This window comes from Streptomyces sp. CCM_MD2014, assembly GCF_000772045.1.
Classification (GTDB): domain Bacteria; phylum Actinomycetota; class Actinomycetes; order Streptomycetales; family Streptomycetaceae; genus Streptomyces; species Streptomyces salinarius.
This window is the reverse complement of the sequence record NZ_CP009754.1, coordinates 5,866,969-5,893,319: the sequence shown is the minus strand read 5'-3', so window position 1 is coordinate 5,893,319 and position 26,351 is coordinate 5,866,969. Positions and strand designations below refer to the sequence as shown.

The 26,351-nt window shown below is 73.1% G+C and carries 23 protein-coding genes and 2 tRNA genes; 6 read left to right on the top strand and 19 right to left on the bottom strand.

The genetic code is table 11. The features are described from left to right. The first annotated feature begins 262 nt into the window (after positions 1–262). The 3 genes from NI25_RS39800 (at position 263) to NI25_RS26310 (ending at position 2,015) form a co-directional block, all read left to right on the top strand. Positions 263–400 (top strand): hypothetical protein, encoded by a 138-nt coding sequence (locus NI25_RS39800; RefSeq protein ID WP_199561145.1) that lies wholly within the window; start codon positions 263–265, stop codon positions 398–400. Between the two features lie 248 nt (positions 401–648). Next, positions 649–1,188 carry a SigE family RNA polymerase sigma factor gene (locus tag NI25_RS26315; protein WP_061444809.1) on the top strand — a complete coding sequence of 180 codons (540 nt, stop codon included), beginning with the start codon at positions 649–651 and terminating at the stop codon, positions 1,186–1,188. Continuing rightward, positions 1,185–2,015: a hypothetical protein gene (locus NI25_RS26310; RefSeq protein ID WP_061444808.1), complete on the top strand. Its 831-nt coding sequence runs from the start codon at positions 1,185–1,187 to the stop codon at positions 2,013–2,015. The genes NI25_RS26315 and NI25_RS26310 overlap by 4 nt, the downstream gene beginning before the upstream one ends. A 10-nt stretch (positions 2,016–2,025) precedes the next feature. On the opposite strand, the gene NI25_RS26305 is transcribed toward NI25_RS26310, so the two are convergent. The 5 genes from NI25_RS26305 to leuS all read right to left on the bottom strand — a co-directional run bounded on the left by NI25_RS26305 (position 2,026) and on the right by leuS (position 10,588). Continuing rightward, a complete protein-coding gene (locus tag NI25_RS26305; protein WP_233520778.1) occupies positions 2,026–4,566 on the bottom strand; it encodes a ComEC/Rec2 family competence protein in 2,541 nt (846 codons plus the stop codon). A gap of 68 nt (positions 4,567–4,634) precedes the next feature. Continuing rightward, complete coding sequence (locus NI25_RS26300; protein ID WP_107071853.1) at positions 4,635–5,675, bottom strand: ComEA family DNA-binding protein; 1,041 nt, start codon at positions 5,673–5,675, stop codon at positions 4,635–4,637. Positions 5,676–5,825: 150 nt separating this feature from the next. Then, the gene (locus tag NI25_RS26295; RefSeq protein ID WP_061444806.1) at positions 5,826–6,671 is read right to left on the bottom strand and encodes a DegV family protein; all 846 of its coding nucleotides are present in this window, start codon (positions 6,669–6,671) and stop codon (positions 5,826–5,828) included. 79 nt (positions 6,672–6,750) lie between these two features. Next, positions 6,751–7,530: a hypothetical protein gene (locus NI25_RS26290; RefSeq protein WP_061444805.1), complete on the bottom strand. Its 780-nt coding sequence runs from the start codon at positions 7,528–7,530 to the stop codon at positions 6,751–6,753. A 163-nt stretch (positions 7,531–7,693) separates the two neighbouring features. Further along, on the bottom strand, positions 7,694–10,588 hold the full coding sequence (leuS, locus tag NI25_RS26285) for a leucine--tRNA ligase (RefSeq protein ID WP_061444804.1): 2,895 nt from the start codon (positions 10,586–10,588) through the stop codon (positions 7,694–7,696). A 537-nt stretch (positions 10,589–11,125) separates the two neighbouring features. On the opposite strand from leuS, the gene NI25_RS26280 reads away from it, so the two are divergent. After that, a complete protein-coding gene (locus tag NI25_RS26280) occupies positions 11,126–12,415 on the top strand; it encodes a ferric reductase-like transmembrane domain-containing protein (protein ID WP_061444803.1) in 1,290 nt (429 codons plus the stop codon). After that, a complete protein-coding gene (locus tag NI25_RS26275; RefSeq protein ID WP_061444802.1) occupies positions 12,412–14,022 on the top strand; it encodes an NADH-quinone oxidoreductase subunit NuoF family protein in 1,611 nt (536 codons plus the stop codon). Before NI25_RS26280 ends, NI25_RS26275 begins: the two co-directional genes overlap by 4 nt. Before the next feature lie 55 nt (positions 14,023–14,077). Here the strand turns inward: NI25_RS26275 and NI25_RS26270 are convergent. From NI25_RS26270 to NI25_RS26230, 9 genes are all read right to left on the bottom strand, one after another. Then, positions 14,078–14,150: transfer RNA gene (locus NI25_RS26270), tRNA-Ala, on the bottom strand. 134 nt (positions 14,151–14,284) lie between these two features. After that, positions 14,285–14,518, bottom strand: a complete 234-nt coding sequence (locus NI25_RS26265) for a hypothetical protein (RefSeq protein ID WP_003976229.1) — start codon at positions 14,516–14,518, stop codon at positions 14,285–14,287. Positions 14,519–14,896: 378 nt separating this feature from the next. Then, positions 14,897–14,969 (bottom strand) — tRNA-Ala (locus NI25_RS26260). Positions 14,970–15,110: 141 nt separating this feature from the next. After that, positions 15,111–15,782 (bottom strand): histidine phosphatase family protein, encoded by a 672-nt coding sequence (locus NI25_RS26255; protein ID WP_061444801.1) that lies wholly within the window; start codon positions 15,780–15,782, stop codon positions 15,111–15,113. After that, the gene (gene rsfS, locus NI25_RS26250; RefSeq protein ID WP_061444800.1) at positions 15,779–16,225 is read right to left on the bottom strand and encodes a ribosome silencing factor; all 447 of its coding nucleotides are present in this window, start codon (positions 16,223–16,225) and stop codon (positions 15,779–15,781) included. The genes NI25_RS26255 and rsfS overlap by 4 nt, the downstream gene beginning before the upstream one ends. Before the next feature lie 92 nt (positions 16,226–16,317). Further along, positions 16,318–18,120, bottom strand: coding sequence for an LCP family protein (locus NI25_RS26245; RefSeq protein WP_061444799.1), 1,803 nt, complete (start codon positions 18,118–18,120; stop codon positions 16,318–16,320). A 16-nt stretch (positions 18,121–18,136) separates the two neighbouring features. Continuing rightward, on the bottom strand, positions 18,137–18,841 hold the full coding sequence (nadD, locus tag NI25_RS26240) for a nicotinate-nucleotide adenylyltransferase (RefSeq protein WP_061444798.1): 705 nt from the start codon (positions 18,839–18,841) through the stop codon (positions 18,137–18,139). 59 nt (positions 18,842–18,900) lie between these two features. Continuing rightward, on the bottom strand, positions 18,901–19,068 hold the full coding sequence (locus tag NI25_RS38820) for a hypothetical protein (protein ID WP_061444797.1): 168 nt from the start codon (positions 19,066–19,068) through the stop codon (positions 18,901–18,903). Positions 19,069–19,211: 143 nt separating this feature from the next. Beyond that, positions 19,212–19,373, bottom strand: coding sequence for a hypothetical protein (locus tag NI25_RS26230; RefSeq protein WP_061447104.1), 162 nt, complete (start codon positions 19,371–19,373; stop codon positions 19,212–19,214). Between the two features lie 139 nt (positions 19,374–19,512). Between NI25_RS26230 and NI25_RS26225 the strand changes: the two genes are divergently transcribed. Next, a complete protein-coding gene (locus NI25_RS26225; protein WP_061444796.1) occupies positions 19,513–20,670 on the top strand; it encodes a M48 family metallopeptidase in 1,158 nt (385 codons plus the stop codon). Between the two features lie 13 nt (positions 20,671–20,683). Here the strand turns inward: NI25_RS26225 and NI25_RS26220 are convergent, their stop codons facing one another. The 5 genes from NI25_RS26220 to proB form a co-directional block, all read right to left on the bottom strand. Further along, positions 20,684–21,754 carry a hypothetical protein gene (locus tag NI25_RS26220; protein ID WP_061444795.1) on the bottom strand — a complete coding sequence of 357 codons (1,071 nt, stop codon included), beginning with the start codon at positions 21,752–21,754 and terminating at the stop codon, positions 20,684–20,686. Between the two features lie 86 nt (positions 21,755–21,840). Beyond that, positions 21,841–22,410, bottom strand: a complete 570-nt coding sequence (locus tag NI25_RS26215) for a hypothetical protein (protein WP_061444794.1) — start codon at positions 22,408–22,410, stop codon at positions 21,841–21,843. 97 nt (positions 22,411–22,507) lie between these two features. After that, positions 22,508–23,794 (bottom strand): glutamate-5-semialdehyde dehydrogenase, encoded by a 1,287-nt coding sequence (locus NI25_RS26210; RefSeq protein WP_061447103.1) that lies wholly within the window; start codon positions 23,792–23,794, stop codon positions 22,508–22,510. 73 nt (positions 23,795–23,867) lie between these two features. Beyond that, complete coding sequence (locus NI25_RS26205; RefSeq protein ID WP_107072108.1) at positions 23,868–24,434, bottom strand: hypothetical protein; 567 nt, start codon at positions 24,432–24,434, stop codon at positions 23,868–23,870. 135 nt (positions 24,435–24,569) lie between these two features. Continuing rightward, positions 24,570–25,673, bottom strand: a complete 1,104-nt coding sequence (proB, locus tag NI25_RS26200; RefSeq protein ID WP_061444792.1) for a glutamate 5-kinase — start codon at positions 25,671–25,673, stop codon at positions 24,570–24,572. Positions 25,674–26,351 lie beyond the last annotated feature (678 nt).

The following is a 26,351-nucleotide window of genomic DNA, read 5'->3' as shown; positions in this document are numbered from 1 at the left end:
GCTTTCGTGGTCGTGGGTGGGGGCGGGGGTGGGGGCGATCGTGACCGGGCGGGTCGGCTGTACGGCACGGTGCCTTCTTCCGTTCCTTCTCCCGTGCGGGACCGGAAACTGCCACTTCCGTCCTGGACTTGGAATTCCCGGCGCCCACCCGGCCTACGCCTCCGACGGCACACGGGACCGCTGCCGGAGTCCCGGGAGCCGCTGGGTTGCCTCCTCGAAGCCGGTCCGGAAAGAAGCCGGTTCGGAAAGAAACGCCAACCGGATGCCCACCGACGACGGCGGGGCCGTCGCCACGCTGCGCGACCGCACCGAGCTGGAGCAGCTCGGCCGGGAGCTGGACTCCACGCGCGGCCTGATCGACGCCCTGCGCGCACAGGAGCCGCTGTGGTGCTCACGCTGACGAGATCGCTGAGGATCCCCCCCCCCCCCCCCCCCGCCTGACGAGCCGTCTCGAACCTCATGGCCGTTCGGATGTCGGCCTCCCTCCCCCGGCACCCGCCGACACGGGGCCGTTGGCCGAGTGGACCTGTGACCGGCGCCGGGTCCGGCAGGCCCTGCCGGGAGTGCGGGAGGATCCCTGTGAAGTCCGTGTACTGAGGCAACGGTCCCGTCGGCTCATGGACTCCTTCAGGTATTCAGGAGGTGCCCATGGGGGATGCCAAGCAGACACGGGACGAGGAGTTCCGCAGATTCGTGATCGGCCGGTGGCCGGGGCTGATGCGCACGGCCTTTCTCCTCACCGGCGACAGGTACGCCGCCGAGGACCTGGCCCAGTCGACGCTGGAGCGGACCTACACGGCCTGGCGCCGGGTGAGCGCGGCCGACGAACCGGACGCTTACGTCCGGCGCATCATGATCAACGCGCACGCCCGCAAGCACAGGAGAAGACTCAAGGAGTTCCTGGCGCCCAAGGACGACTCCGGTCTGGTGCGTGAACCAGCCGACACAGCCGATCCGATGGCGCGGGCCGACGACCGCGGCGCACTGCTCGAAGCGCTCGCCCAGCTACCCGCGCGGCAGCGCGAGGCGGTGGTCCTGCGCTACTGGGAGGACCTCACGGAAACGCAGACGGCGCGGGCCATGGGCTGCTCGGTCGGCACGGTCAAGAGCAACACGGCGAAGGGGATAGCGAAGCTGCGCGCCGTACCGGCGCTGGCCGACGCCGTACTGCAGGGAGGACGGAAATGACCGGTGTGGACGGCAAGGGCCAGGACGCGGCACAGGAGCGGATCTCCGCTCTCCTCGCGGACACGGCGAACGGGCTGGAGACCGGTGCGGCTCCCGTGGACGCCGTCGTGCGCGCGGGCCGCCGGCACCGGGCACGGCGGCGGACGGCCGCAGCGGTCGCGGCAGTGGTGCTGGCGGGCACCACGGGGACGCTGGCCCTGACGAGCCTGCCCGGAGGAAACGACTCGAGCGCCCCCGCCCAGCCCGCCCCGGCGGACGGACGACGCGTGTTCCTGCCGCAGATCTCGCAGGTGGCCTTCGGCACTTCTGGGGACGTGAGGTGGGGCGTCAACGTGCAGGTGTGGTCGGCACCGCGCGACAAGGCCGAGGCCGTCAAACAGACCGAGGCCATGGCGGACTGGGGGCTCACCCCGGCGACCTCGGGCAACCCTTCCGAACTCGTCGGCCGCACCAGCTACTTCGTCATCCGCTTCTACGGCCCCGAAGGCGCCGGCAACGACGAACTCACCCATCGCCTGGTGGACTCCGTCTCGACGAGCAGACTGCCCTGGCCGAAGGAGACCGAAGTCGAGGCCCTGACCCAGCCCCTCACAGGGGAGGACGGCGCGCACCGTCTGGTCATCGGGACGGTGCCCACGACGGCGAAGCAGGTCGCCTGCCACTGGAAGGACGGCAGTACCACCCTGGCCGACCGGGCCCCTGAAAACAGCCCCCTGCTCAGCACGGACGCCGTGATCCGGCCCGTCCGCGGCTTCCCCACGGCGAACTGGTTCGTCTGCGCGTCCCCGGGTTCCGCCGCCTACCAGTCCGCAGAGGTGACCAAGTAGCGACTCGGGCTCAGTCCCCCGCCACCCGCAGCGTCCTCCCCTCACCGGCGACTGCCAACGCCCCGTCCCGGTCCGTGCGCAGCACCGTCGCTCCCCGGGCGCGCAGGGCCGCGACCGTGCCGGGGGCCGGGTGACCGTAGGTGTTGTCCTCGCCGCAGCTGATGAGGGCCAGGCGTGGGGCGATCCGACGGAGGAAGGCGAAGTCCTGGTGCGCCGAGCCGTGGTGGGCCACCTTCAGCACGTCGATGTCCTTCAGCGCCGCTGCCGCCGGCGAGCGGGCCAGCTCCCGCTGGGCCGGGGGCTCCAGGTCGCCGAGGAGGAGCAGGCGCAGGCCCGCCGTCCGGACCAGGAGGGTGACGCTGGCGTCGTTGGGGCCGCTTTCCGTGTCCGGTGCCGTGGTGGTCGGTGGGCTCGGCGGTGGCCAGATCACCTGCCAGGACAGCGGGCCGGAACGGCGCTGTTCTCCGGCTGCCGCGTGCCGCAGGGGGATGTGCCTTGCCGCTGCCTGTCTGCGGACGAACCCGGCCTGGTCGGCGGGCTCTTCGAGGGCGGTGGTTTCGATGGCGCCCACCGAGCGGCCCCGCAGCACCCCGGGGAGCCCGGCCACGTGGTCGGCGTGGAAGTGGGTGAGCAGGACGAGGGGGACGCGGGTGACGCCGAGGGAGCGCAGGCAGTGGTCGACCAGGGCGGGGTCGGGTCCCGCGTCCACGACCACGGCCGTCCCCTCTCCCGCCGCGAGGACCAACGCGTCGCCCTGGCCCACGTCGCACATCACCATCCGCCAGCCGGGTGGGGGCCAGCCCTTGATCACCCGGGCCAGCGGGGGCGGTTGCACCACCACGAGGATCAGGAGCAGCGCGCAGACGCCGCACCACCAGGGGTGCCGCAGCAGGCGTCGGCCCGCCGACAGCGCGGCCACCGTGACGAGGGCGAGCAGCGCTGCCCCGGCCCAGCTGCCCGGCCAGTCCACTCCCGCGCCGGGCAGCGCGGCCCCGGTGCGCGCGATCCCCGCGATCCACTCGGCCGGCCAGCCTCCGCACCAGGCCAGACTCCTGGCCAGCGGCATCGCCACCGGTGCCGTCGCCAACGCCGCGAAGCCGAGCACCGTGGCCGGGGCGACCGCGAACTCCACCAGCAGGTTGCACGGCACCCCGACCAGGCTCACCCGCGCCGACAGCACCGCGACGACCGGAGCGCACAGGGCCTGCGCGGCTCCCGCGGCGGCCAGCGCCTCCGCGAGCCGGGGCGGCACCCCGCGCCCGCGCAGCGCCGCACTCCACCGGGGAGCGATCGTGAGCAGTGCGCCCGTGGCCAGCACGGAGAGCAGGAAGCCGTAACTGCGGGCCAGCCAGGGGTCGTAGAGAACCAGGAGCAGTACCGCCGTCGCCAGGGCCGGGAGGAGTGATCTGCGGCGTCCGGTGGCCAGGGCGAGCAGGGCGACGGAGCCGCAGGCCGCCGCGCGCAGCACGCTCGGGTCGGGCCGGCACACGACGACGAAGGCGAGCGCGAGCAGTCCGCCGAGCAGCGCGGTCGTGCGCAGGTGCAGGCCGAGGCGGGGGGCCAGGCCCCGGCGCTCGCTGCGTTGGGCCAGGCCGGGCGGGCCGAGGAGCAGCGCGAGCACGATCGTGAAGTTGGCGCCGGACACGGCCAGCGTGTGCGTCAGGTCGGTCTCCTTGAACGCCTCCTCCAACTCCGGTGTGATGCGTGAGGTGTCGCCGACGACCAGGCCGGGCAGCAACGCCCTCGCGTCCGTCGGCAGGTCCTCGGTCGCCTCGCGCAGGCCGGACCGCAGCCGGCCCGCGAGCCGTTGCGCCGTCGAAGGCTTCGACGCCACCTCGGGTGCCTGTCCGCCGGCCCGCACGCGCAGCACCGCGGCGATCCGGTCGCCGCGCGTCCTCGGGGGTGACAGGCGGGCGGTGACGCGGAGCCGGGTGGTCGGCAACAGGCTCAGCCAGCGGGCGGGTGCGGCGGGCTGTGTACGGGACCGCTCGCCTTGCCCGTCTTGGCCGCCGCCTTCCCTTCCTTCCCTTCCTTCCCCGCCCACGTCCACCAGGACGAGGACCGGCGTCCGGGTCGTCACCGTCGCTCCGCCCCTCTCGCGCACCCGTCGCACGTCTGCCTCGATCAGCACGGTGGGCGGCATGGCGCGGTCGCCCCGGACGCGCGGCCGGGTGAGGCGGGGATCGGCCGTGACCTCCACCTCCGCGGTGACGGTGGCGTACCGCCGGGCCGACTCCGGCACGGGGCCCCTCCGCAGGTCCGCGCCGTGCAGCGCGGCCGAGGCGGCGGACGCGGCGACGCAGAGGAACACGGCGGCGACTGCCGGGGGGCGCGGCCGTCCGCGCGCCGGCCGCAGAAGCAGCGCCCCGGCCAGGAGCAGAGCGCCCGTCACCACGCCCATCGCCCAGCCGGTCGGCACGTCCAGCACCAGTGCCGCCGTCGCCCACGCCGCCAGGGCAGGTGGAACCAGGCGAAGGTCCGCCGGGCCCTCCTGCCGGGGATGGGCCGCGCCCAGCCGGTGGCCGGAGGCGGCGTGCACGGCGGCGCGCATGGACCTGGTGGGTGGCCCCTGCGGCCCGGGTGCCGCTTCCGGCCGGTCCCCTCGCGCCACGTCCGTGTTCATGGACGTACCAGGTCCCGCAGGTCGGCGAAGCGGCGTTCACCGATGCCGTTGACCTCGCGCAGTTCGTCCACCGAGCGGAAGCCGCCGTGCCGGGTGCGGTAGTCGACGATGTGCTGGGCGAGGACCGGGCCGACGCCCGGGAGGGTGTCGAGTTGGTCGGTGGTCGCCGTGTTGAGGGAGACCGGTGCGGCGGGCCCCGCTCCCGCCTGTCCGCCGGAAGCAGTCCCCGGGCCGGGCGGAGGCGCGGGCGCGGACGCTCCGACCATCACCTGCTCGCCGTCCACCAGAAAGCGGGCCCGGTTCAGTCCGTCGGTCTTCGTGCCGGGCTTCACGCCTCCGGCCGCTCGCAGCGCGTCCTCGACGCGGGAACCCGCCGGGAGGCTGTGAACGCCGGGGTTGCGGACCTTGCCGCCGACGTCCACGACGATCTCGGCCCCGGGGCCGGTCTTGGGGGCGGCACCCGGCCCGGGCTCGCCGGCTGTGGCGCGGTCCTCGGTCGCCGGCCCCGCTGTCGCCTCGCCGTACGCCGCCGCCTCCCGCACCACCTCGGGGGCCGCCACCGGCTGGGTGCGGCCGGACCAGAAGTGCTGCACCGCGAAGACCGCCGCGACGGCCAGCAGTACCGAGAGTGCCGCCACACCGCGCCGCTCCAGCCCGCACCGTGTCTGCAGCCACAGCGGCATCCGCTCCCGCAGCGCCTGCCCGGTCCGCTCCCGCCAGGTCGTCGTGGCACCGCCGAAGTCACCGGTGCCCGTGTCGCCGGGGGCTTCGGGGCCGGGCAACGGCGGCCCCTTACCCGACTCGCCCTGCACCTTCTCGGGCCCGGCATGCTCGACGCGCTCCCCGAACAGGGCCTCCGCCCTCCGCCGCAGCTCCTCCGGCGGCGCCTGCCGGCGGCCGTGCCGGGTGTGGGAACGGGGGCGGGCGTGGGCGCGCGAGCCGGGTGCGCGGCGGTGGGCGAGGCGGCCGTCGGAGGCCGGGGGGCGGCCCGGGCCACTGGTCGCGGACGCGGTACGTGAGCGTGATCGAAGAGCCATGCGAGGAGGATGGGGCACCTCGGCACCCTCGCGATGATCATGGTCGATTCCCGGGGGCTACCCACGGGTTGTGGAAAACGCCGCCCCCCTCACGAGTGACAGGAACGGCTCACCGCAGCGCCCGCCGTCCACTGCAGGCCGCCCGCGCCCTCACCGCGACGAGACCACGACCCCGAGCAGTCCCGGCCCCGTATGCGCGCCGATCACCGCACCGACCTCGCTCACATGCAGGTCCGCCAGTCCGGGCACCCGCTCCCGCAGGCGGTCCGCCAGGGCCGACGCCCGGTCCGGGGCGGCGAGATGGTGGACGGCGACGTCGACGGGCGCGCTGCCCGCCCGGTCGGCGGCGATCTCCTCGAGCCGGGCGATCGCCTTGGACGCCGTCCGGACCTTCTCCAGGGGTTCGATGCGGCCGCCCTCCAGCTGCAGCAGCGGTTTCACGGCGAGTGCGGAGCCGAACAACGCCTGGGCCGCTCCGATCCGGCCGCCGCGGCGCAGATAATCGAGGGTGTCGACGTAGAAGTAGGCGGAGGTGCCCGCGGCGCGCTTCTCGGCGGCCGTGACGGCCTCGTCCACCGTGCCGCCCGCCTCCGCCGTCTCCGCGGCGGCGAGGGCGCAGAATCCGAGGGCCATCGCGATCATCCCGGTGTCCACGACCCGGACCGGAACGGGTGCGTCACGCGCCGCGACGACGGCCGCGTCGTGGGTGCCGGAGAGTTCGGCGGACAGGTGCAGGGAGACGATGCCGTCGGCGCCGGACTCGGCGATCCGGCGGTAGGTCTCGGCGAAGAGTTCGGGGCCGGGGCGGGACGTGGTGACCGGCCGGCGTTTCTGCAGGGCCTGGGCCAGGGAGCGGGTGGAGATCTCCGTCCCCTCCTCCAGGGCCCGGTCGCCCAGGACCACGGTCAGGGGTACCGCGGTGATGCCGTGCCGCTCCATCGTCCGGGCCGGGAGGTAGGCCGTTGAATCCGTGACGATAGCGACATGGCGGGACATGAGCTGGAGGTTACCTGGCGTAGTGCCCGTACGGCAGTCCGGCCCCGACCGCCGGGCGTTCACAGGCCCTTGACCGAGTTCAGGTCGTGCTCTCCGGACGGGCCTTCTTCTGCCACGGGTACATGGGGCTCGCGGCGGGCGGGGTGATGGCGGGACGGGCCGGGTCACCCTCCGCCGGCTCCTGTGCCGAGGCGTCCGGCCAGGTCTGCCGGGTGGACGGGGCGTCGGCGGAGGGGGCCTCGGGCCAGGACGGCGGCGTGGCGGGCGGGCCCTCCCCCGGGCCGGCTCCGGCCGCCGTCTCCGCCTGCGTCCTGGTCTCCGTCCAGTGCCGCAGCGCGCCGGCCTCCACATCGATCTGGGCGCTCAGCGAGTCCAGGTCGTCGTCCGCGAAGCGGCGGGCCCGGTCACGGGCCGCCCAGCGCAGCGCGTCCGCCGACCGGGTGACGCGCTCGGTGCGCTCCCGCAGCTCGGGGAGGCGCTCGGCCAGGGTGGCGCGGTCCGGCTCGGACTCCAGCCGCCGCAGCTCGTCGTCCAGCTCGAAACCGTGCGCGCTGAGCCGCTCGAAGAGGGCGAGGGACTCCTTGAGGGACGCGTCCTCGGCCACGCGCGCGTGCAGCGCGTCCTGGGTGGCCCGCATGGAGGTGCGCAGCGTCAGCCGCAGCTGTGCCAGCTCGGCCGCAGGGCCCACCTGGACGAGGGACTTGGCCCGCAGGGTGTGGTCCTCGACGGTGCGGCGGGCCTGGGTGATGCCGCGGTCCACGCTGCGCTTGGCGGCGCCGACGGCCTTCACCGTGGCGTAGACGCCGAGCACCACGGCGAGCAGGAAGAGCAGGGCGAACACGGTGAGCGCTGCTTCCACGAGGCTCCTCCTTGGGACGTCCGGTCCGCACACCGGCGGTCCACGACGCTGGTCGCGCCGCTCTTCCACGGTAAACGCAGCGGGCAGGCCCAGGGTTCCGCAAGAACCCCGAACCTGCCCGTACCGGACCCGTAGGGGACGCCCGGGGCGCCCCGGTCACCGGCTACGCCGGGACGATGTTCACCAGCTTCGGCGCCCGCACGATCACCTTCCGGATACCGGCCCCGCCCAGCGCGGCGACGACCTTCTCGTCGGCCAGCGCGGCCTTCTCCAGGTCCTCGTCGGAGATGGAGGGGGCGACCTCCAGCCGCGCCTTGACCTTGCCCTTGATCTGGACGACGCAGGTCACGGTCTCGTCGACGACGTAGGCAGGGTCGGCGACCGGGAAGTCCTCGTGGACGACGGAGGACTCGTGCCCCAGCTTGCGCCACAGCTCCTCGGCGACGTGCGGGGCCAGCGGCGCGACCATCAGCACCAGGCGCTCGGCGACCGACCGCGGGACCGGGCCTCCGGCCTTGGTCAGGTGGTTGTTCAGCTCGGTGACCTTGGCGATGGCGGTGTTGAACCGCATGCCCTCCAGGTCCTGCCGCACGCCGTCGACGGCCTTGTGCAGGGCGCGCAGGGTGTCGGCGTCGATGTCGGCCTCCGCGACGTCGACCACCGACAGCTCACCGGTGTTCTCGTCGACGACGTTGCGCCACAGCCGCTGCAGCAGCCGGAACTGGCCCACCACCGCGCGCGTGTCCCACGGCCGGGAGACGTCCAGGGGGCCCATCGCCATCTCGTACAGGCGCAGCGTGTCGGCGCCGTACTCGGCGCAGATCTCGTCGGGGGTGACCGCGTTCTTCAGGGACTTGCCCATCTTGCCCAGCAGCCGGGAGACCTTCTCGCCCTGGTGGTAATAGGCGCCGTCGCGCTCCTCCACCTCGGCGGCCGGTACGGCGATGCCGCGGCTGTCCCGGTAGACGTAGGCCTGGATCATGCCCTGGTTGAACAGCTTGTGGAAGGGCTCCGCGGAGGAGACGTGGCCCAGGTCGAACAGGACCTTGGACCAGAAGCGCGCGTACAGCAGGTGCAGCACGGCGTGCTCGGCGCCGCCGACGTACAGGTCGACGCCGCCGTGCGGCAGGCCCTCGCGCGGGCCCATCCAGTACTGCTCGATCTCGGGGTCGACCAGCCGCTCGTCGTTGTGCGGGTCCAGGTAGCGCAGCTCGTACCAGCAGGAGCCGGCCCAGTTGGGCATGGTGTTGGTCTCGCGGCGGTACTTGCGCGGGCCGCGTCCGTCGCCCAGGTCCAGGGTGACGTTGACCCAGTCCTCGTTGCGGGACAGCGGGGTCTCGGGCCGCGTGTCGGCGTCGTCCGGGTCGAAGGTGCGCGGGGAGTAGTCCTCGACCTCGGGCAGCTCCAGCGGCAGCATCGACGCGGGCAGGGGGTGGGCGATGCCGTCCTCGTCGTAGACGATGGGGAAGGGCTCGCCCCAGTAGCGCTGGCGGCTGAACAGCCAGTCGCGCAGGCGGAAGTTGACGGTGCCCTCACCGGCGCCGGTGCGCTCCAGCCACTCGGTGATGCGCTCCTTGGCCTCGACGACGGGCAGGCCGTCCAGGCTGATCGCGTCGTTGGACGAGTTCATGATCTTCGCGTCGTAGGAGGCGAAGGCGTCCTCCCACGTCGACGTGTCGGTGCCGCGGCCGTCGGTCGGCTCGACGATGCAGCGGATCGGCAGCTCGAAGGCGCGCGCGAACTCGAAGTCGCGCTGGTCGCCCGCGGGGACGGCCATGATGGCGCCGGTGCCGTAGCCCATCAGGACGTAGTCGGCGATGAAGACCGGGACCTGCTCGCCGTTGACCGGGTTGGTGGCGTACGCGCCGATGAAGACGCCGGTCTTGTCCTTGGCCTCGGCCTGCCGCTCCACGTCCGACTTCGAGGCGGCCTGCGCGCGGTACGCGGCGACGGCCTCGGTCGGGGTGGCGTGGCCGCCGGTCCAGGCGTCGCGGGTGCCCTCCGGCCAGGCGTCCGGGGTGAACTTCTCGACCAGCGGGTGCTCGGGCGCCAGCACCATGTAGGTCGCGCCGAACAGGGTGTCGGGGCGGGTGGTGAAGACGGTGATGCGCTCGCCGTCGATCGGGAACGAGACGCGGGCGCCCTCGGAGCGGCCGATCCAGTTGCGCTGCTGCAGCTTGATCGCCTCGGGCCAGTCCAGCTGGTCCAGGTCGTCCAGCAGCCGGTCGGCGTAGGCGGTGATGCGCATGTTCCACTGGCGCAGCTTGGACTTGAAGACGGGGAAGTTGCCGCGCTCGGAGCGGCCGTCGGCGGTGACCTCCTCGTTGGCCAGCACGGTGCCCAGTCCGGGGCACCAGTTGACCGGTGCGTCGGAGGCGTAGGCCAGGCGGTACTCGCCCAGGACGTCGGCGCGCTCGGCCTCGGTCAGCTCGTCCCAGGCGCGCCCGCCGGGCACCGCCCGCTCACCGGAGGCGAACTGGGCGACCAGGTCGGCGATCGGGCGGGCCTTCTTCGCCTCGTCGTCGTACCAGGAGTTGAAGATCTGCAGGAAGATCCACTGGGTCCACTTGTAGTACTCGGGGTCGATCGTGGCGAACGACCTGCGCTTGTCGTGGCCCAGGCCCAGCCGGCGCAGCTGGGACTTCATGTTCTCCATGTTGGCCTCGGTCGACACGCGCGGGTGCGTGCCGGTCTGCACCGCGTACTGCTCGGCGGGCAGGCCGAAGGCGTCGAAGCCCAGGGTGTGCAGGACGTTGTGGCCGGTCATCCGCTGGAAGCGGGCGAAGACGTCGGTGGCGATGTAGCCCAGGGGGTGGCCGACGTGCAGGCCAGCACCGGACGGGTACGGGAACATGTCCATGATGAACTTCTTGGGCTTGGCGACCAGCTCGGGGTCGCCCGCCAGGTCGCCCTTGGGGTTCGGTGCGGCGTACGTGCCCTCGGCGTCCCAGAAGTCCTGCCAGCGTGCCTCGATCTCGGCGGCCATGGCGGCCGTGTAGCGGTGCGGCGCGGCGTCCGCCGACACAGGGGCGGTCGCCGCGGGGTTCGTCTCGCTCATGATCCTCAAAGCTCCATCGATCGTCTCTGCCAGCGGCTGCGACCTTCATGACCAGCGGCTGCGAAGGCCGGGAAATGAAAAATCCCCTCGCACAGGAGGGGACGCCGCGCCGATTCCGGCCACCGGACTTCGACCGGGGTCGGGACTGATCAGCGCGGCTCGCTAAGCAGAAGGCGTACGGCACGCATGGCGTCAGGGTACCGCAGTCGCGGAGCGGGCCGCGACGCGCTTCCGGCCCCCGTGCCGTCGACCGGAATCCGGAGCCCGGAATCCGGAAGCCGGAGCCGGATCTGAACCAAGGTCAAAGGTTACTTCGCGTAACGACCGCTAACGGGACACCGGCACGAGCGCGCTGTCATTTGATAACAACGCAATAACTCAAACCCCCTACCCACGGGTATGGCGCCACTTAGAGTGCGGCAGCGGGACCGCTTTCCCGAACCGCTCCGGAGTCGCCCCCATGAACCCTCCCCCGATCCACCCGCGCGACACCCGCTCGCGGCCTTCCCTCACGTCCCTGACGCGGGGAGGCCTGCCGTGGTGACGAACGACAGCACGGTGGACGACACGTTCGCCCAGTTCCTCAACTTCGGCGCCGGCGTCCTCTCCCTCGTCTTCCTCAGCTGCTCGGTGATCTGGGGCCTGCTCGCCCAGGACCGGATCGTCCTCGACACCCGGCAGCGGATCCTGGCCCAGGCGGTGCACCGGACCACCGCGGTCGCCTCGGTCGTGTTCCTCCTGGTGCACATCGTGGTCAAACTCGTCCTCGACCACACCACCTGGGTCGCCGCGGTCCTCCCCTTCGGGCTCCTGGCCACGGACGACGAGGCGTTCGGCGGCCGGGCCGTCCTCATCGGCTTCGGCACCCTGGCCAGCATGCTCATGATCTTCGTGGGGATCACCGGGGCCCTGCGCAACCGCTTCGCGTCCCCGGCCCCCGTGGCGGCACGCTGGCGCGCGATGCACATGCTGGCCTACCCGGCCTGGTGCCTGGCCCTGCTGCACGGGCTCTACGCGGGTCGAGCGGCGAAACCGGTCTTCACGGTCCTGTACGCCCTGTCCGTGGTCGGCGTCATGGCGGCCCTGGCGCTGCGCGCGGCGCCCCGCCCGGTCAGGCGCAAGGTCGCCGACCGGATCGCCGGCCTCCTCGGGACCGGAGGGCGGCCCGCCCGCGAGGAGCGCGAGGAGGCGGCGGAGAGCCGGCCGAGGGACGCCGCCCTGCCCGGCCACGGGCGCGCCGGGGCGTCCCGGTCACGCGGCGCGGCGCCGTCCGCCCCGCTGTACGAACCCTCGGAGCGCCTCACTCCCCCGGAGCCCGCGGGCGGCTTCGCGGCGGCCTACCGCGCCGTGTCCGCCCCCTCGCGCGGACGCCGGCCGCCGCTGACGGCCGACCCGGCGGCGAACACGGCCCCGCTGCCGCCCGACCTGCGGCCCACCGAGGCGATGCCCTCCGTGGACGGCGGCGGCAGCACCTCGGGCAGCTGGCCCATACCGTCGCCGCCCCCGGTCGGCGAGGCGCCTGCGTCGCACTACGACCCGCTCAACGACACGGGACACACCATCCCGGTCTACGGCGGCACGGACGCGGCAGGCTCCTCCGCGGACTACTCCGCGGCGTACTCGTCGCCGTACGCATCGGGCTACGGATCGAGTGACGTGTACGACACCCGTGAGACGAACGCGGTGTACGACACGTATTACCCGGACGACACGTACAACAGCGGTCCCACCCCTGAACCAACCCCCGGTGTGCCGTCGTCGTCCCGCGACTTCGACGCACCGGGTTCCGGTGAACCTTGGAACACGCCTTCCGGAGGCTCGAAGTGAACGAGGCCCTGCCCGACGTCCCCGAGGTCCGCGTGGTCGGGCTTCCCCAGCTCACGTCGGGCTTCGACCTTGTCGAGCGGCTTGATCTGCCGATGCACCTCAAGGTGCACGGTCCGCTCGAACCGATGGGCGGGGAGCAGCTCGCACAGCTCTCCGAACGCATCAGCCTGAAGGGCCGCGGCGGCGCGGGCTTCCCCTTCCACAAGAAGCTGCGCTCGGTCGCCGAGGCGGCGATCAAGCGCGGTGTGCGCCCGGTCGTGGTCGTCAACGGCAGCGAGGACGAGCCGGCCTGCCGCAAGGACACGGTGCTGATCAACCGTGCCCCGCACCTGATCCTGGACGGCGCGCTGCTGTGCGCCGAGGCCATGGGCGCCCGCACGCTGGTCATCGGGGTCACCCGGGAGTCCACGCAGCGCTCCATGGAGGCCGCCCTCGCCGAGCGCGGGCTGAGCAACGGCCGCCGGTCCGCCCTCCGCGCGCGCGTGCAGCGCAATCCGGTGCGCATGGTCACCGGCGCCGCGGCCTCGCTGATCCGCTCCATCGACGGCGGCCCGGCGATCCCGCCCGGCCGCAAGGTGAGCGCGTCCCGCAGCGGCGTCGGCGGTGCGCCGACCCTGCTCTCCAACGCCGAGACCTTCGCCCAGCTCGCGATCGCCGCCCGCATCGGCCCGGAGCGCTACGGCAACACCGGCCTGTACGACGAGCCGGGCACCGTGATGCTCACGGTCTCCGGCGCGGTGGCCCGCCCGATGGTGATCGAGGTCCCGACGGGTGTGCCGCTGCGCTACGTCCTCCAGCTGGCCGGGGCGCCACCGGTCCCGCAGGGCGTGCTGACCGGCGGCTACCACGGCAAGTGGATCGACGCGGCGACCGTCGACGAGGCGATCGTCTCGCGCAACTCGCTGCAGCAGGTGGGCGGCTCGCTCGGCGCGGGCGCGATCCTGCCGATCAGTCAGGACACCTGCCCCCTGGGCGAGTCGCTGCGGGTGGCGCAGTGGCTGGCCGAGGAGAGCGCCGGCCAGTGCGGCCCCTGCTACCTGGGACTGCCGGCCGCCGCGCGGGGCCTGGAGGACATCCTGAACGGCGGCGGCCCGGCCGCCCTCGAGGCGGTCAAGCAGGTTGCGAAGAACGTGAAGCGGCGCGGCGCCTGCTCGCACCCGGACGGCTCGGCGATGTTCCTGGAGTCGACCGTCAAGGCGTTCACGGACGACCTGGCCGCCCATGTCCTCGGCAACGGCTGCGGACGGCCCGTGGAGGGTGTCCTGCCGCTCTTCGAGGGAGGCAGAGCCCCGACCGGAATCCCGGGCGGCGGCGAGGAGAACGGCCCCAGCCGCCAGAAGATCTTCGTGGACTGGACGCTGTGCCGGGGCCACGGGCTGTGCGCGGACATCCTCCCGGAGGTCTTCCAGCTCGGCGCAGACGGCTTCCCGACCGTGGCGCAGGCCGAGGTGCCGCGTTTCGCGGAGGCCAAGGCGGTGCGCGCGGTGCGCCGCTGCCCTGCGCTGGCGCTGCGCATCGAGGAGGACACGCGCGCCCAGCCGCCGTCCTCCCGCACCAACCTGCCGGTGCTGACCCAGGGCCGCGGCCGCCGGGCGCTCGGGCGCTGAGGCAAGGAACGGGGAAACCCCCGGATCGAGGATCCGGGGGTTTCCCTGTGAAGGGTGGAGCTAAGGAGAATTGAACTCCTGACCTCCTGCATGCCATGCAGGCGCTCTACCAACTGAGCTATAGCCCCTTGCGGTCTGCCGCCCGGTTTCCCCGGCGGCGACGCCAACATTACACGGTCGACCGGGCACAACACCAAATCGTTTCCGGTTCGCCCGTTTTGCCCTCTTGCAAGCCCGGCGAACCCGGCGGGCGGCCGGGCCGTCAGGCCGTCACGAACGAGTAGAAGCGCTTGAGGGTGCAGTGTTCCTCGAGGAGCCGGCCGTAGATCGGCTCGCCCTCGAGTTCGCGGTACGTCTCGATGGGGTCGCCCTTTATGATCAGCGCCCGCGCGCATTCCTCGCACCAGTACTGGTAGTCGGGGTTGACCGGCTCCATGTCGCGCACGATGGGCGTGCCGCTGCCGCACCAGTCGCACTTCCGCCTGTGTGCACCCATCGCTCAGCTCCAGCTGTGGCCGCAGGCCGTGCACACGTAAGAGACTCCGCCGTTGTCGCCGAGGACTTGGGCCACGTGTCCGGAACCGCAGGAAGGGCAGCTGAGACGGGTGAGTGTGTTCCTCGCCACCGCTCCGCCGAGGAGGTGACCGACCTCCTCGAGGATGCTCCCAGGCATCGCCACTCCCTCCCGTCGGGCCGCGGTCCCCTTCCGGCCGTTTGATTCTGCCACGGCCTGGCCGACCCGGTCAGCGACGCCTCAGTACCGGTCCGGACACGGAGTCCCACCGACGTATACGCCTGTGGGACGCGTGTTGCTCAAGCGGGCGGAGACGAAAAATCCCGCCCCCCGAAGGGGACGGGATTCGTCCGTGGGCTGTGGAGCTAAGGAGAATTGAACTCCTGACCTCCTGCATGCCATGCAGGCGCTCTACCAACTGAGCTATAGCCCCTGGCTCCACGCGACCGGAGTCGCATGGTCCTTCTCTTCATTCGCTCCGCTCGGCGGGGCGAACAAGAAGAACTTTAGCCTGCGACCTGCCGGAAAGTGAAATCCGGGTCCCTGTCCCACCGGCCAGGGCTCGGGCACCGGCTCAGACGTCGTCGCCGAGGACCGGTTCCGGCAGCGTGCCGGCGTTGTGCTCCAGCAGCCGCCAGCCGCGGGCGCCCTCGCCGAGGACCGACCAGCAGCAGTTGGTCAGCCCGCCCAGGCTCTCCCAGCTGTGCGGTTCGAGACCGAGCAGGCGGCCGATGGTGGTGCGGATGGTGCCGCCGTGGCTGACCACGACGAGGGTGCCGTCCTCGGGCAGCTTCTCGGCGTGCCGGAGCACCACCGGGGCGGCGCGGTCGGCGACCTCGGTCTCCAGCTCGCCGCCGCCGCGGCGCACGGGCTCGCCGCGCTTCCAGGCCGCGTACTCGTCGCCGTACCGGGCGATGATCTCCTCGTGGGTCAGGCCCTGCCAGACGCCCGCGTAGGTCTCCCGCAGGCCCTCCTCCAGGGTCACCTCGAGGCCGGTGAGCACGGACAGCTCGGCCGCCGTGGCGGCCGCGCGCGAGAGGTCGGAAGCGACGATCGCGTCGGGCCTCAGGTGGACGAGGAGCCCGGCCGCGCGACGGGCCTGGGCGACGCCGGTCTCGGTCAGCTCGACGTCCGTGCTGCCCTGGAAGCGGCGTTCCACGTTCCACGCGGTCTGGCCGTGGCGCCAGAGGATGACGCGCCGGCCACGCCCCGGCTTCCCGGCCGTCACCTCGCCGGTGGCGCTCATCGCCAGTCCTCGTCGGAGTGCGTCGCCTCCTCGGCGGCCTGGAGCTTGGCGTGCTCCTCCGCCTTGCCGCGGGTCTCCTTGGCGTCGGCGGGCAGGTCCAGCTCGGGGCAGTCCTTCCACAGCCGCTCCAGGGCGTAGAAGACGCGCTCCTCGCTGTGCTGGACGTGGACGACGATGTCGACGTAGTCGAGCAGGACCCAGCGGGCCTCGCGGTCGCCCTCGCGGCGCACCGGCTTGGCGCCCAGTTCCTTGTTCAGCCGCTCCTCGATCTCGTCGACGATCGACTTGACCTGGCGGTCGTTGGGCGCGGAGGCCAGCAGGAAGGCGTCCGTGATCGACAGCACGTCGCTGACGTCGTAGGCGATGATGTCGTGCGCGAGCTTGTCGGCCGCCGCCTGTGCGGCGGCGTTGATGAGTTCGATGGAGCGGTCGGTCGCGGTCACTGCCTGGCTTTCGGGTCGGCGGTCGGTTGACCTCAAGGGTCTCACGACCGCCGACACGGGCCCACGTGAAAAACCGTCCGCCCCTCCCGTCCTTACGACGCCGGCTCGTAGTCCTGGCCGAGGACGACCGACACCCGCGCGTTCGCGGAGACCTTCCCCTTCGAGACGGAGCCGGTGGGCAGGCCCAGGGTCTTGGCGACCTGGACGGCGTTCTCCTTGTCGGCGGCGTCCGCGTAGACGACCTTCGAGGTGGCCTCGGTGCCGGAGGCGGTGCCGCCGGACACGAAGGTGAAGCCGCCGTTGAGGAGGACGACGCGCGCCTTGCCGGTACGGTCGTCGTCGCCGGTGGCGTTGCGGACGGAGACGCTGACCGCCGCGTCCTTGTCCGGGCTCTTGGCGGTGCCGCCGAGGACGTCCTTGACGACGCTGTCACCGGCCTCGGCGCTGAGCCGGCCGTCGTCCTGGACCGGCAGCAGCGCGGTCTTGAAGTCGCCGCCCTTGGCGCGGTCGGAGAGCCCGGCGAGGAAGGTGCCGAGGTCCTTCTCGGTCAGCGGCGGGTCGAGGATCAGCCCGAGGGTCTGGACCGTGGTCGTCGCGGCCTGCGGGTCGGAGGACATCTTGCGCAGGACGCCCTGCATGACCTGCCCGAACCGCTGCAGCTGGGCGTCGGCCTCCTCGCCCTTGCCCCGGTAGGTGGCGTAGGCGACGGCCATCTTGCCGCTGAGGGTCTGACCCTCGCCCTTGTGCACGAGGGGTGCGGCGCCCTTGTCCTTGGACTCGGGGTCGGGGACGTCGGCGTCGGTGTCGACCTCGATGTTGCCGACCAGGTCGACGAGGATCTGGAGGTAGGGCGTGTCCAGGCGCCAGGTGCCCTCGATGTCGGTGCCGAGGGCCGAGTCGAGGGAGGTCCTCGTCGCGTCGGGGCCCTCGTCGTCGACGGACTCGGCGAGCGTGGTGGTGCTGCCGTCGTCGCCGGTCAGGGCGAGCGCGTTGGGCACCAGCACGGCGGTGCCCTGCTTGGTGGTGGTGTTGTTCACGAGCAGCGCGGTGGAGGTGCCGCCGCCCTTGGTGTCGTGCAGGTGGACGGCGATCACGTCGCGCTTCTGGGCGCCGGCCGCCGTCGTGCCGCCGGTCCTGTCGTCGGAGGAGGACGTCCCGGGCAGCTTCCCGGCGTACCAGAGGTAACCGACGCCGCCGACCGCGACCAGTGCCAGGACGACGACCAGGGCGACGACACGCGTGCGTGCGCGCCGGCGGGCCTCCTCGCGGCGTTCGGTGCGGTTCTCCGTGAACTTCATCCAGTCGATGACGTCCTCGGAGTCGCCGGTCGGCTCCTCGACGAAGGCGAACTGCTCGGTGCGGTAGTCACCGCCGGCGGCGGAGGAGGGCTCGTCGGGGTCCGTCCGCTCCCGCTGCTCGGGCGGGGCCGCCTGCTGCGGGATGTGGGCGGTCTGCTCGGCGACCCGCGGCTGCGGGCCGCTGCTCGCGGCCCGGCCGTAGGGGTCGTACGGCTGCTGCGGGGCCGGGCCGCCGCCGTGCGGGGCGCCGGGGTGGCCGCCGTAGGCGTCGTAGCCGGGAGCGGGCTGCTGCGGGGGCTGCTGACCGGTGTCGTAGCCGCCCTGGGAGCCGTAGGGGTCGTAGGGCTGCTGGACGGGCTGCTGGGTGCCCGTGGCGTACGGGTCGTAGCCGTAGCCCTGCTGCTGCCCGTACTGCTCCTGTCCGTACTGGCCCTGCTGCTGCGCGTACGGGTCGTACGGCTGCTGCCCGCCGGGCTGGGCCGGCACCTGGCCCTGGGGGTGGCGCTGGGCCTGGCGGTACACGGGGCGGCCGTACTCGTCGTAGCCGACGAGTTCGTACTGGTCGTCGCCGTGTCCCGCGTCGTATCCGTCGTTCACCGGGGCCCCTCTCGGCTCACTCGCCGCGGTACAGGTGGCGTTTGTCGATATAGCGCACGACTCCGTCCGGCACCAGGTACCAGACGGGATCGCCCTGGGCGACTCGCGCGCGGCAGTCCGTGGAGGAGATGGCGAGGGCGGGGACCTCGACGAGCGAGACACCGCCCTTGGGGAGCCCGGCGTCCGTGAGGGTGTGTCCCGGCCTGGTGACGCCGATGAAGTGGGCGAGGGAGAACAGCTCCTCGCTGTCGCGCCAGGTGAGGATCTGGGCGAGGGCGTCGGCGCCGGTGATGAAGAAGAGGTCCGCGTCCGGGTTGAGGGCACGCAGGTCGCGGAGGGTGTCGACGGTGTAGGTGGGGCCGCCGCGGTCGATGTCGATGCGGCTCACGGAGAACTGCGGGTTCTCGACGGTGGCGACGACCGTCATCAGATAGCGGTCCTCGGCCGCCGAGACCGCGCGGTGGCTCTTCTGCCACGGCTGTCCGGTCGGCACGAACACCACCTCGTCGAGCTCGAACTGCGCCGCGACCTCACTGGCGGCCACCAGGTGACCGTGGTGGATCGGGTCGAAGGTGCCGCCCATGACGCCCAGGCGTCGCTTGCCCGGCGGCGGTCCGTCGCCCGGACCGTTGACCGGGCCGGTGGCGCGGGCGGGCACCGCGTTCTGCGTGCCGCGCGCCGGCGCGTGCGCCGGGCCGGTAGGCGTGTCGTGCTCTCCCATGCGAGCAGACCCTACCGGCCCGCCCGGAACGACCCGGTCGCGCCCACGCGGCCGCGCGCTCAGCGGTCGCGGTTGAACCGGGTGGTGATCCACAGCAGGAGCAGCAGGATGATGAGCGCACCGAAGCCGGTGACGTAGGGGCTGAGGCTCTGGTGGTTGCCGCCGTGCTCCTCGCCGCCCTCGGCGGCGAGGGTGACGAACTGGGCGGCACTGAGGGGAAGGCTCATTGTCGGCAGGACCTATCCGGTGTGGGCGGGACTGGACGTCCGCTCATCGTATGCGGGCGCCCCGCGGGCGATCACGCCGACTCCGCCGTTGGGGAGGGGGCGACGACCGGCCGTGACGGGTCCGGGGGAACCTTCGGATCTTCTCAGTCGTCCTTCTGCCTGTACCCCCGCAGCAGGAACCACGCGGTCAGCACACAGCCCACCACCATCACGATCAGGACGATCCGGAGCAGATTCCCCGGCCCCTGCTGCTCGGCGGCGGTCGCGGCCCCGGCGAGCCAGTCGGCGTGGGGGATGTGCTGCATGGTGTGGACTCCTTCGACGTACTGCCCGTCCACGGTATCTCCGCCTAGGCTGGGCCCGGCTCCGGGGGCGCAAAGGCCCGCACAAGGGTTCGTAAAGGCCAGACCTGCGTACAGGTCTCATACGTGCATGGGGGAAGAGATGTCCGACGGCCACGACAACGGGCACGAGAACGTGCCGAGCAGGCAGCGCAGGCGCTTCCCCGGGATCTCCTCGCGCGCCTACGAGCATCCGGCCGACCGCAGCGCGCTGGTGGCGCTGCGCAAGCTGAGCGGTTTCGACACGGTCTTCAAGGCGCTCAGCGGCCTGCTGCCCGAGCGGAGCCTGAGGCTGCTGTTCCTGTCCGACTCGGTGCGCGTCTCGGACCGGCAGTTCGCCCATCTGAACGTCATGCTGCGCGACGCCTGCTACATCCTGGACCTGGAGAAGGTCCCGGCGATGTACGTCAAGCAGGACCCGGCTCCGAACGCGATGTGCATCGGCCTGGACGAGCCGATCATCGTCGTCACCACGGGCCTGGTGGAGCTGCTCGACGAGGAGGAGATGCGGGCGGTCGTCGGTCACGAGGTCGGGCACGCCCTGTCCGGGCACGCGGTCTACCGGACGATACTGCTCTTCCTGACCTCGCTGGCCGTCCGGGTCGCCTGGATCCCGCTGGGCAACGTGGCGATCATGGCGATCGTGACGGCGCTGCGCGAGTGGTTCCGCAAGTCGGAGCTGTCCGCCGACCGCGCGGGGCTGCTGGTGGGCCAGGACCTGCAGGCCTCCATGCGGGGTCTGATGAAGATCGCGGGCGGCAACCACCTGCACGAGATGAACGTGGACGCGTTCCTGGAGCAGGCCGACGAGTACGAGGCCAGCGGCGACCTGCGCGACTCCGTGCTGAAGATCCTCAACGTGCTGCCGCGGTCGCACCCGTTCACCACGGTCCGGGCCGCCGAGCTGAAGAAGTGGGCGGCCTCCCGGGAGTACCAGCGGACCATGGACGGCCACTACGCGCGGCGCGACGAGGACAAGGACGCCTCGGTGCGGGACTCCTTCCGGGAGTCGGCGTCCCACTACGCCACGCACGTGCGCAACTCCAAGGACCCGCTGATGAAGCTGGTCAACGACATCGCGGGCGGCGCCGGCGACCTCGGCGACCGGATGCGGCGGGGCTTCGGCGGCTTCGGGGGCTCCCAGCCGCGGCCGCCCAAGGACGGCGGCGGCCCGGCGGAGGGACCCGAGGGGTCCGAGGGGACCGGGGGCGGTGCCGGGTCCGACGGCGAGGGCCCCCGGTCGCCGCGGGACGGCGCCTGACGCCCCGCCCCGCTCACACCTGGGGCTGGGCGCCCTCGGCGAGGGTGCCGCACAGGGCGGGGGCGTTGTCCGAGGTGAACGGGTCGGTGCCGCGCGGGACGCCGGCCCCGGCCTGCTGGCCGGCCAGCAGCGGGCGGAGGTGGTTGGCCGAGTCCTCGGCGCAGGACAGCGGCCCGGCCTGGACGTAGGAGGCGACGAGCCGGGTCTGGTGCAGGCGCAGGTCGTCGCGGTCGAAGCGGAAGTGCAGCTCGCGCCGGACGGTGAACAGCGACTCCTCGGCCCGGGCGTCGCCGGCGGGCCGCAGCGCGTACACCATGGTGTGGTCGGCGGTGACGTCCAGGGTGGACGCGTCGCTCTCCACGACCCGCAGGCTGCCGTCCACGCGGATCTCGGGGTCGGCCAGCTCGGCGCGGGCGGGGTCGAAGCGGATCAGCCATCCGGTGGGCGCGTGCCGGCCGTCCGCGGCGGGATGCTCGAAGCTCTCGTCGAACTGCTGGAGCTGGTCCGGATCCAGCAGCACCCGCACCGAGCGGACCTGGCCGCCGCCGAGCACGTCCGGGTCGAGCGCCGAGCGGACGATGTAGTTCTTGGCGGTGGTGAGCGCGTTCATCACCTGGTCCTCGGAGAAGTGCGCCGTGCGCCGGGCCCCCGGGAGCGGGACGCCCTCGGCGGCGGTCCTGAAGTGCGCGGCGGGGCTGTGCGCGAACAGCACCGCGGCGTCGTCGGCGCCGGGCACCCGGTCCCGCGGGGCGAGCGGGACGACGGTGGTCCGGACCGGCTCGGCGGCCCGCTCCCCTCCGGAGCTCTGGTACGGGTGCCGTACGCCCATGTAGATGGCGGTGCCGAAGGCGACGGCGATCAGGACGACGAGGATCAGCGCCTGCCGGGACAATCCGGCCCGGCGCAGCGGCGGGCGGCGGCGCACGGCGGGCGCGTGGTCGGTGATGCGTTCCTGGGCGGAGAACTCCTGGAGCCGGGCAGCGCGCACGAACGATTCGTCGAAGACGACGGATCGGTACTCGTCCTCTCCGCCTCCGGGGCCGCCCTCGGGCGTTCCTCCGGGCGGACCGCCAAGCCCTGCCATACCTTCAGAGTGGGTCTCGGGAAGGTCGCGTAAACGCGCCGGTGCAGGTCAAGTTGGGCCGGTTCGGCGCCCGTCCGACGGACGGGTCAGGGGCTGCGGGGCAGCACGGAGACGGCCGGCCGGGAGTAGTCGGCGGAGGCCGAGGGCGTCACGGTGCCGCCCTGTTCGGGGCCGGTCGAGGCGGGCGGCGGCACCGGTTGCGGGCCGCCGCCCGAGGAGGCGCCCCGGTAGACGGCCACGAAGGCCAGCGCGACCATGCCGATGCCCATCGCGAGGGCGAGCAGCCAGGCGACGGGACGGTGCCAGCGGACCTGCTTGCCGTAGGCCGCGGGGGCGCCGTAGGGGCGGTCGAGCGGGTCGCGGTCGTCGTCCGGGTCGTCGAGGTCCGGATCATGGCCGAAATCGCCGTACCCGTCGTCGTAGCGCTCGGCTCTGCTGCGGCCGCGGCGAGCCGCCTCGGCCTCGGTGGCCTCGGCTCTGGCCTCCGCGGCGGCCAGGAGGCGTTCGACGGCGGTCGGCTCGTGCACCGCGGCCGCCCGTACGAAGGCCTCGTCGAAGACCACGGAGGCGAACTCTTCGTCCGACACCCCGCGGTCGTGGTCGTCGTCGGGCTCCCTGCCGTCCGGGAACGGCGTGCCCCCCACGTCCTCCGGCACGCGTCCAGACTAGACCTGGGGGGTCGTTTTGGGCAGACGGCGGGGAAATTCTCCCGGTGGGTGAGATGCCCCGATCGGTACGCCCGCCGTCCGGCGGTCAGCGGCGTACGTGCCCGTCGCCGGTGACGATGTACTTGGTGCTGGTCAGCTCGGGCAGCCCCATCGGGCCCCTGGCGTGCAGCTTCTGCGTGGAGATGCCGATCTCGGCGCCGAAGCCGAACTGGCCGCCGTCGGTGAAGCGGGTGGAGGCGTTCACCGCGACGGTGGTCGAGTCGACCAGCTGGGTGAAGCGCCGGGCGGCCTGCTGCGAGGTGGTGACGATGGCCTCGGTGTGCCCGGAGGTCCACAGCCGGATGTGCTCGACGGCCCGGTCCAGGGAGTCGACGACGGCCGCGGCGATGTCGTACGACAGGTACTCGGTCTCCCAGTCCTCGGGCGTCGCCTCGACGACGGTGGCCCGGGAGTCCTTGGCGTACGCCATCACGCGCTCGTCCGCGTGCACGGTGACCCCGGCGTCGGCGAGGGCGTCCAGGGCGCGGGGCAGGAAGTCGGCGGCGATGTCCTGGTGGACCAGGAGGGTCTCGGCGGCGTTGCAGACGCTGACCCGCTGGGCCTTGGAGTTGATCAGGATGTCGACGGCCATGTCGAGGTCGGCCTGCGCGTCGACGTAGACGTGGCAGTTTCCGGTGCCGGTCTCGATGACGGGGACGGTGGACTCCTGGACGACCGTGTTGATCAGCGAGGCGCCGCCGCGCGGGATGAGCACGTCGACCAGGCCGCGGGCCCGCATCAGCTCGCGCACGCTGTCGCGGCTCTCGCCGGGCACCAGCTGCACGGCGTCGGCGGGCAGCCCGGCCCCGCCGACGGCGTCGCGGACCACCCGGACCAGGGCGGTGTTGGACTGGTAGGCGGAGGAGGAGCCGCGCAGCAGCACCGCGTTGCCCGACTTCAGGCAGAGGGCGGCGGCGTCGACGGTGACGTTGGGCCGGCCCTCGTAGATGATGCCGACCACGCCGAGCGGCACCCGGACCTGGCGCAGGTCGATGCCGTTGGGGAGGGTGTTGCCGCGCACGACCTCGCCGACCGGGTCGGGCAGCGCGACGACGTCGCGGACGTCGGAGGCGATGGCGCGGATCCGCTCCGGGGTGAGGGTGAGCCGGTCGATGATGGCCTCGCTGGTCCCGGCGGCGCGGGCCTTGGCCACGTCCTGGGCGTTGGCCTCGACGATCTCGCTCGTGCGGACCTCGAGCGCGTCCGCGACGGCGAGCAGCGCGTCGTCCTTGGCGGCCCGCGGCAGCGGCGCGAGGTCGGCCGCGGCGGACTTGGCCCGGTAGGCGGCCCGGGTGACGGGTGACATCGAGTCGTACGGCGAGAGCGTGGTCATGGAGGGAAGGGTAATGCGCGCGCCGGGGGCGGTCGCCTGCCGTTCCATCCCGCGAGATAGGCCGCCAGAGGGGTCAAAACGGGTGCACGCCGATGGGGGTCGCCGGTGCGGGCCCGTACCCGGCGGCGATGCGCTGGTGGTAGGTGGCCCGGTCGATGACCTCCAGGCCGACGATCTCCCAGGGCGGCAGCCCCGCGCTCTGCCGGTGCTCGCCCCACAGGCGCAGGGCGACGGCGGCGGCGTCGTGCAGGTCGCGGGCCTCCTCCCAGTACCGGATCTCGGCGTGGTCGTCGGCGTAGCGGCTGGTCAGCAGGAAGGGGTGGTCGTGCGCGAGCTGTTCGAGCGCCCGGCGCACCTCGGTGAGCGGGGCGCGGGCGCCGGAGACGCTGAGGGTGACGTGCCACAGGCGCGGGGTGTGCTCGGGCTCCTCGCCGTGGAACCGGTCGCCGGCGGCGACGCTGGTGAGCGCACGCTTCTCCCCGGACGCACGCTTCTCGCCCGGCGCCCGCTCCTCGCCAGGCGCACGGTTCGCGCTCCGGGCGCCGCCGGGGCGCGCGCCGGTGCCGCCGCGTGCGCCCGTGCCGCCCCGGGAGGCGGTACCACCGCGGGGCGTCGGCGGCCCAGGGCGTACTCCGCTCACGACGGCCTCCTTCACGCACACGGCTCGGCCCGGTGGTCGGCCGGGCTTGTCCCTGAGGAAAGTTGAGCAGGCCGCGCGAGATCGCGGGGCGATTTTGCGGAACGTCCACCGCCGATTCGGGGACGTTTCGACCCATTACGGGTGCAGGATCACCAGATCGTCCCTGTGTACGACCTCGCGTTCGTACGCGGGTCCGAGTTCGCGCGCCAGTTCCCGGGTGGAGCGGCCGACCAGCCGGGGCATCTCCTTGGCGTCGAAGTTGACCAGTCCCCGGGCCACCGCCCGGCCGGCGCCGTCCCGCAGCTCGACGGGGTCGCCCGCGGCGAAGTCCCCCTCGACGCCCGCGATGCCGGCCGGCAGCAGCGACTTGCGGCCCTCCACGACCGCCCGTACGGCGCCGTCGTCGAGGACGAGCGCCCCCTGCGGGGCGGAGGCGTGCTGCAGCCACAGCAGCCGGTCGGCGGAGCGGCGGCCGGTGGCGTGGAAGTACGTGCCGGTGTCGCCGCCGGCCAGGGCGTCGGCGGCGTGGACTGCGCTGGTCAGCACCACGGGGATGCCGGCGGCTGCGGCGATGCGGGCCGCCTCGACCTTGGTGACCATGCCGCCGGTGCCGACGCCGGCCTTGCCCGCGCTGCCGATGTCGACGCCCGCGAGGTCGGCCATGTCCCGCACCTCGGCCAGCCGCGAGGTGCCCGGCCGGCTCGGGTCGCCGTCGTACACGCCGTCCACGTCGGACAGCAGCACCAGCAGGTCGGCGCGGACCAGGTGGGCGACGAGTGCGGCGAGGCGGTCGTTGTCGCCGAAGCGGATCTCGTCGGTGGCGACGGTGTCGTTCTCGTTGACGATCGGGAAGGCGCCCATCGCCAGCAGCTTGTCCAGGGTGCGGGAGGCGTTGCGGTGATGGGCGCGGCGGCTCATGTCGTCGCTGGTCAGCAGCACCTGGCCGACGCGTACGCCGTAGCGGGCGAAGGAGGCGGTGTAGCGGGCGACCAGCAGCCCCTGGCCGACGCTGGCGGCGGCCTGCTGACGGGCCAGGTCCCTCGGGCGGCGGCGCAGGCCCAGCGGGGCGAGGCCGGCGGCGATGGCGCCGGAGGAGACGAGGACGATCTCCTTGTCCGTCCCGCGCACCTTGGCCAGCACGTCGACGAGCGCGTCGACCCGGTCCGCGTCCAGGCCTCCCTCGGCGGTGGTCAGCGAGGAGGACCCGACCTTGACGACGATCCTGCGGGCCTCGCCCACGGCCTGCCTCGCATCCGGCCCTGTCCCCGGCCTTGCCCCTGCCACGGCCCCGTCCGCCTCTCCCGTCGACACGCGCCGATCCCTGCGCTCGCCAGGCAATCTACGCGAAGGCGAACACGCACCGCACCGGAGTTCACGCTGCGGACGGGGGGCGACGAAGCCGCCTCGCCCGTCCACGCCGCCCCCACCCCTCCCCGCGACCTCCCGGCCCGTCCACGCCGACCCCTCTCCTCCCCGCCGCCTCCCGGCCCGTCCACGCCGACCCCACCCCTCCCCGCCACCTCCCGGCCCGTCACGCCCCTGCCCGGGCCCGCCGCACCCGCACCGGTCCGCTTCCCCGCCACACCCTCACCCCGGCCCCGCCCCGCGTCCGAGCGCGCGCCGCGCCGCGCCACGTTCACGACCGCGCTTCGCTCAGCGTCCACGCCCACACGCCCCCTCTCGCCCGCGCATGCGGGCCCCGCACCGGTCCGCATCCCCGCCACACCCTCGCCCCGGCCCCGCATCACGCCGCGTCAGCGCGGGTGCCGTGCCACGTTCACGACCGCGCTTCGCTTAGCGTCCACGCCCACACGTCCCCTCTCGCCCGCGCATGCGGGCCCCGCACCGGTCCGCATCCCCACCACACCCTCGCCCCGGCCCCGCCCCGCGTCCGAGCGCGTGCGCGCCGCGCCGCGC

Excerpts from the sequence above, each read along its gene's own strand:
- NI25_RS39800 (WP_199561145.1), top strand. The coding sequence starts at position 263 with ATGCCCACCGACGACGGCGGGGCCGTCGCCACGCTGCGCGACCGCACC.
- NI25_RS26315 (WP_061444809.1), top strand. The coding sequence starts at position 649 with ATGGGGGATGCCAAGCAGACACGGGACGAGGAGTTCCGCAGATTCGTG.
- NI25_RS26310 (WP_061444808.1), top strand. The coding sequence starts at position 1,185 with ATGACCGGTGTGGACGGCAAGGGCCAGGACGCGGCACAGGAGCGGATC.
- NI25_RS26305 (WP_233520778.1), bottom strand. The coding sequence starts at position 4,566 with ATGCGCGCCGCCGTGCACGCCGCCTCCGGCCACCGGCTGGGCGCGGCC.
- NI25_RS26300 (WP_107071853.1), bottom strand. The coding sequence starts at position 5,675 with ATGGCTCTTCGATCACGCTCACGTACCGCGTCCGCGACCAGTGGCCCG.
- NI25_RS26295 (WP_061444806.1), bottom strand. The coding sequence starts at position 6,671 with ATGTCCCGCCATGTCGCTATCGTCACGGATTCAACGGCCTACCTCCCG.
- leuS (WP_061444804.1), bottom strand. The coding sequence starts at position 10,588 with ATGAGCGAGACGAACCCCGCGGCGACCGCCCCTGTGTCGGCGGACGCC.
- NI25_RS26265 (WP_003976229.1), bottom strand. The coding sequence starts at position 14,518 with ATGGGTGCACACAGGCGGAAGTGCGACTGGTGCGGCAGCGGCACGCCC.
- NI25_RS26255 (WP_061444801.1), bottom strand. The coding sequence starts at position 15,782 with ATGAGCGCCACCGGCGAGGTGACGGCCGGGAAGCCGGGGCGTGGCCGG.
- nadD (WP_061444798.1), bottom strand. The coding sequence starts at position 18,841 with ATGGGAGAGCACGACACGCCTACCGGCCCGGCGCACGCGCCGGCGCGC.
- NI25_RS38820 (WP_061444797.1), bottom strand. The coding sequence starts at position 19,068 with ATGAGCCTTCCCCTCAGTGCCGCCCAGTTCGTCACCCTCGCCGCCGAG.
- NI25_RS26230 (WP_061447104.1), bottom strand. The coding sequence starts at position 19,373 with ATGCAGCACATCCCCCACGCCGACTGGCTCGCCGGGGCCGCGACCGCC.
- NI25_RS26225 (WP_061444796.1), top strand. The coding sequence starts at position 19,513 with ATGTCCGACGGCCACGACAACGGGCACGAGAACGTGCCGAGCAGGCAG.
- NI25_RS26220 (WP_061444795.1), bottom strand. The coding sequence starts at position 21,754 with ATGGCAGGGCTTGGCGGTCCGCCCGGAGGAACGCCCGAGGGCGGCCCC.
- NI25_RS26210 (WP_061447103.1), bottom strand. The coding sequence starts at position 23,794 with ATGACCACGCTCTCGCCGTACGACTCGATGTCACCCGTCACCCGGGCC.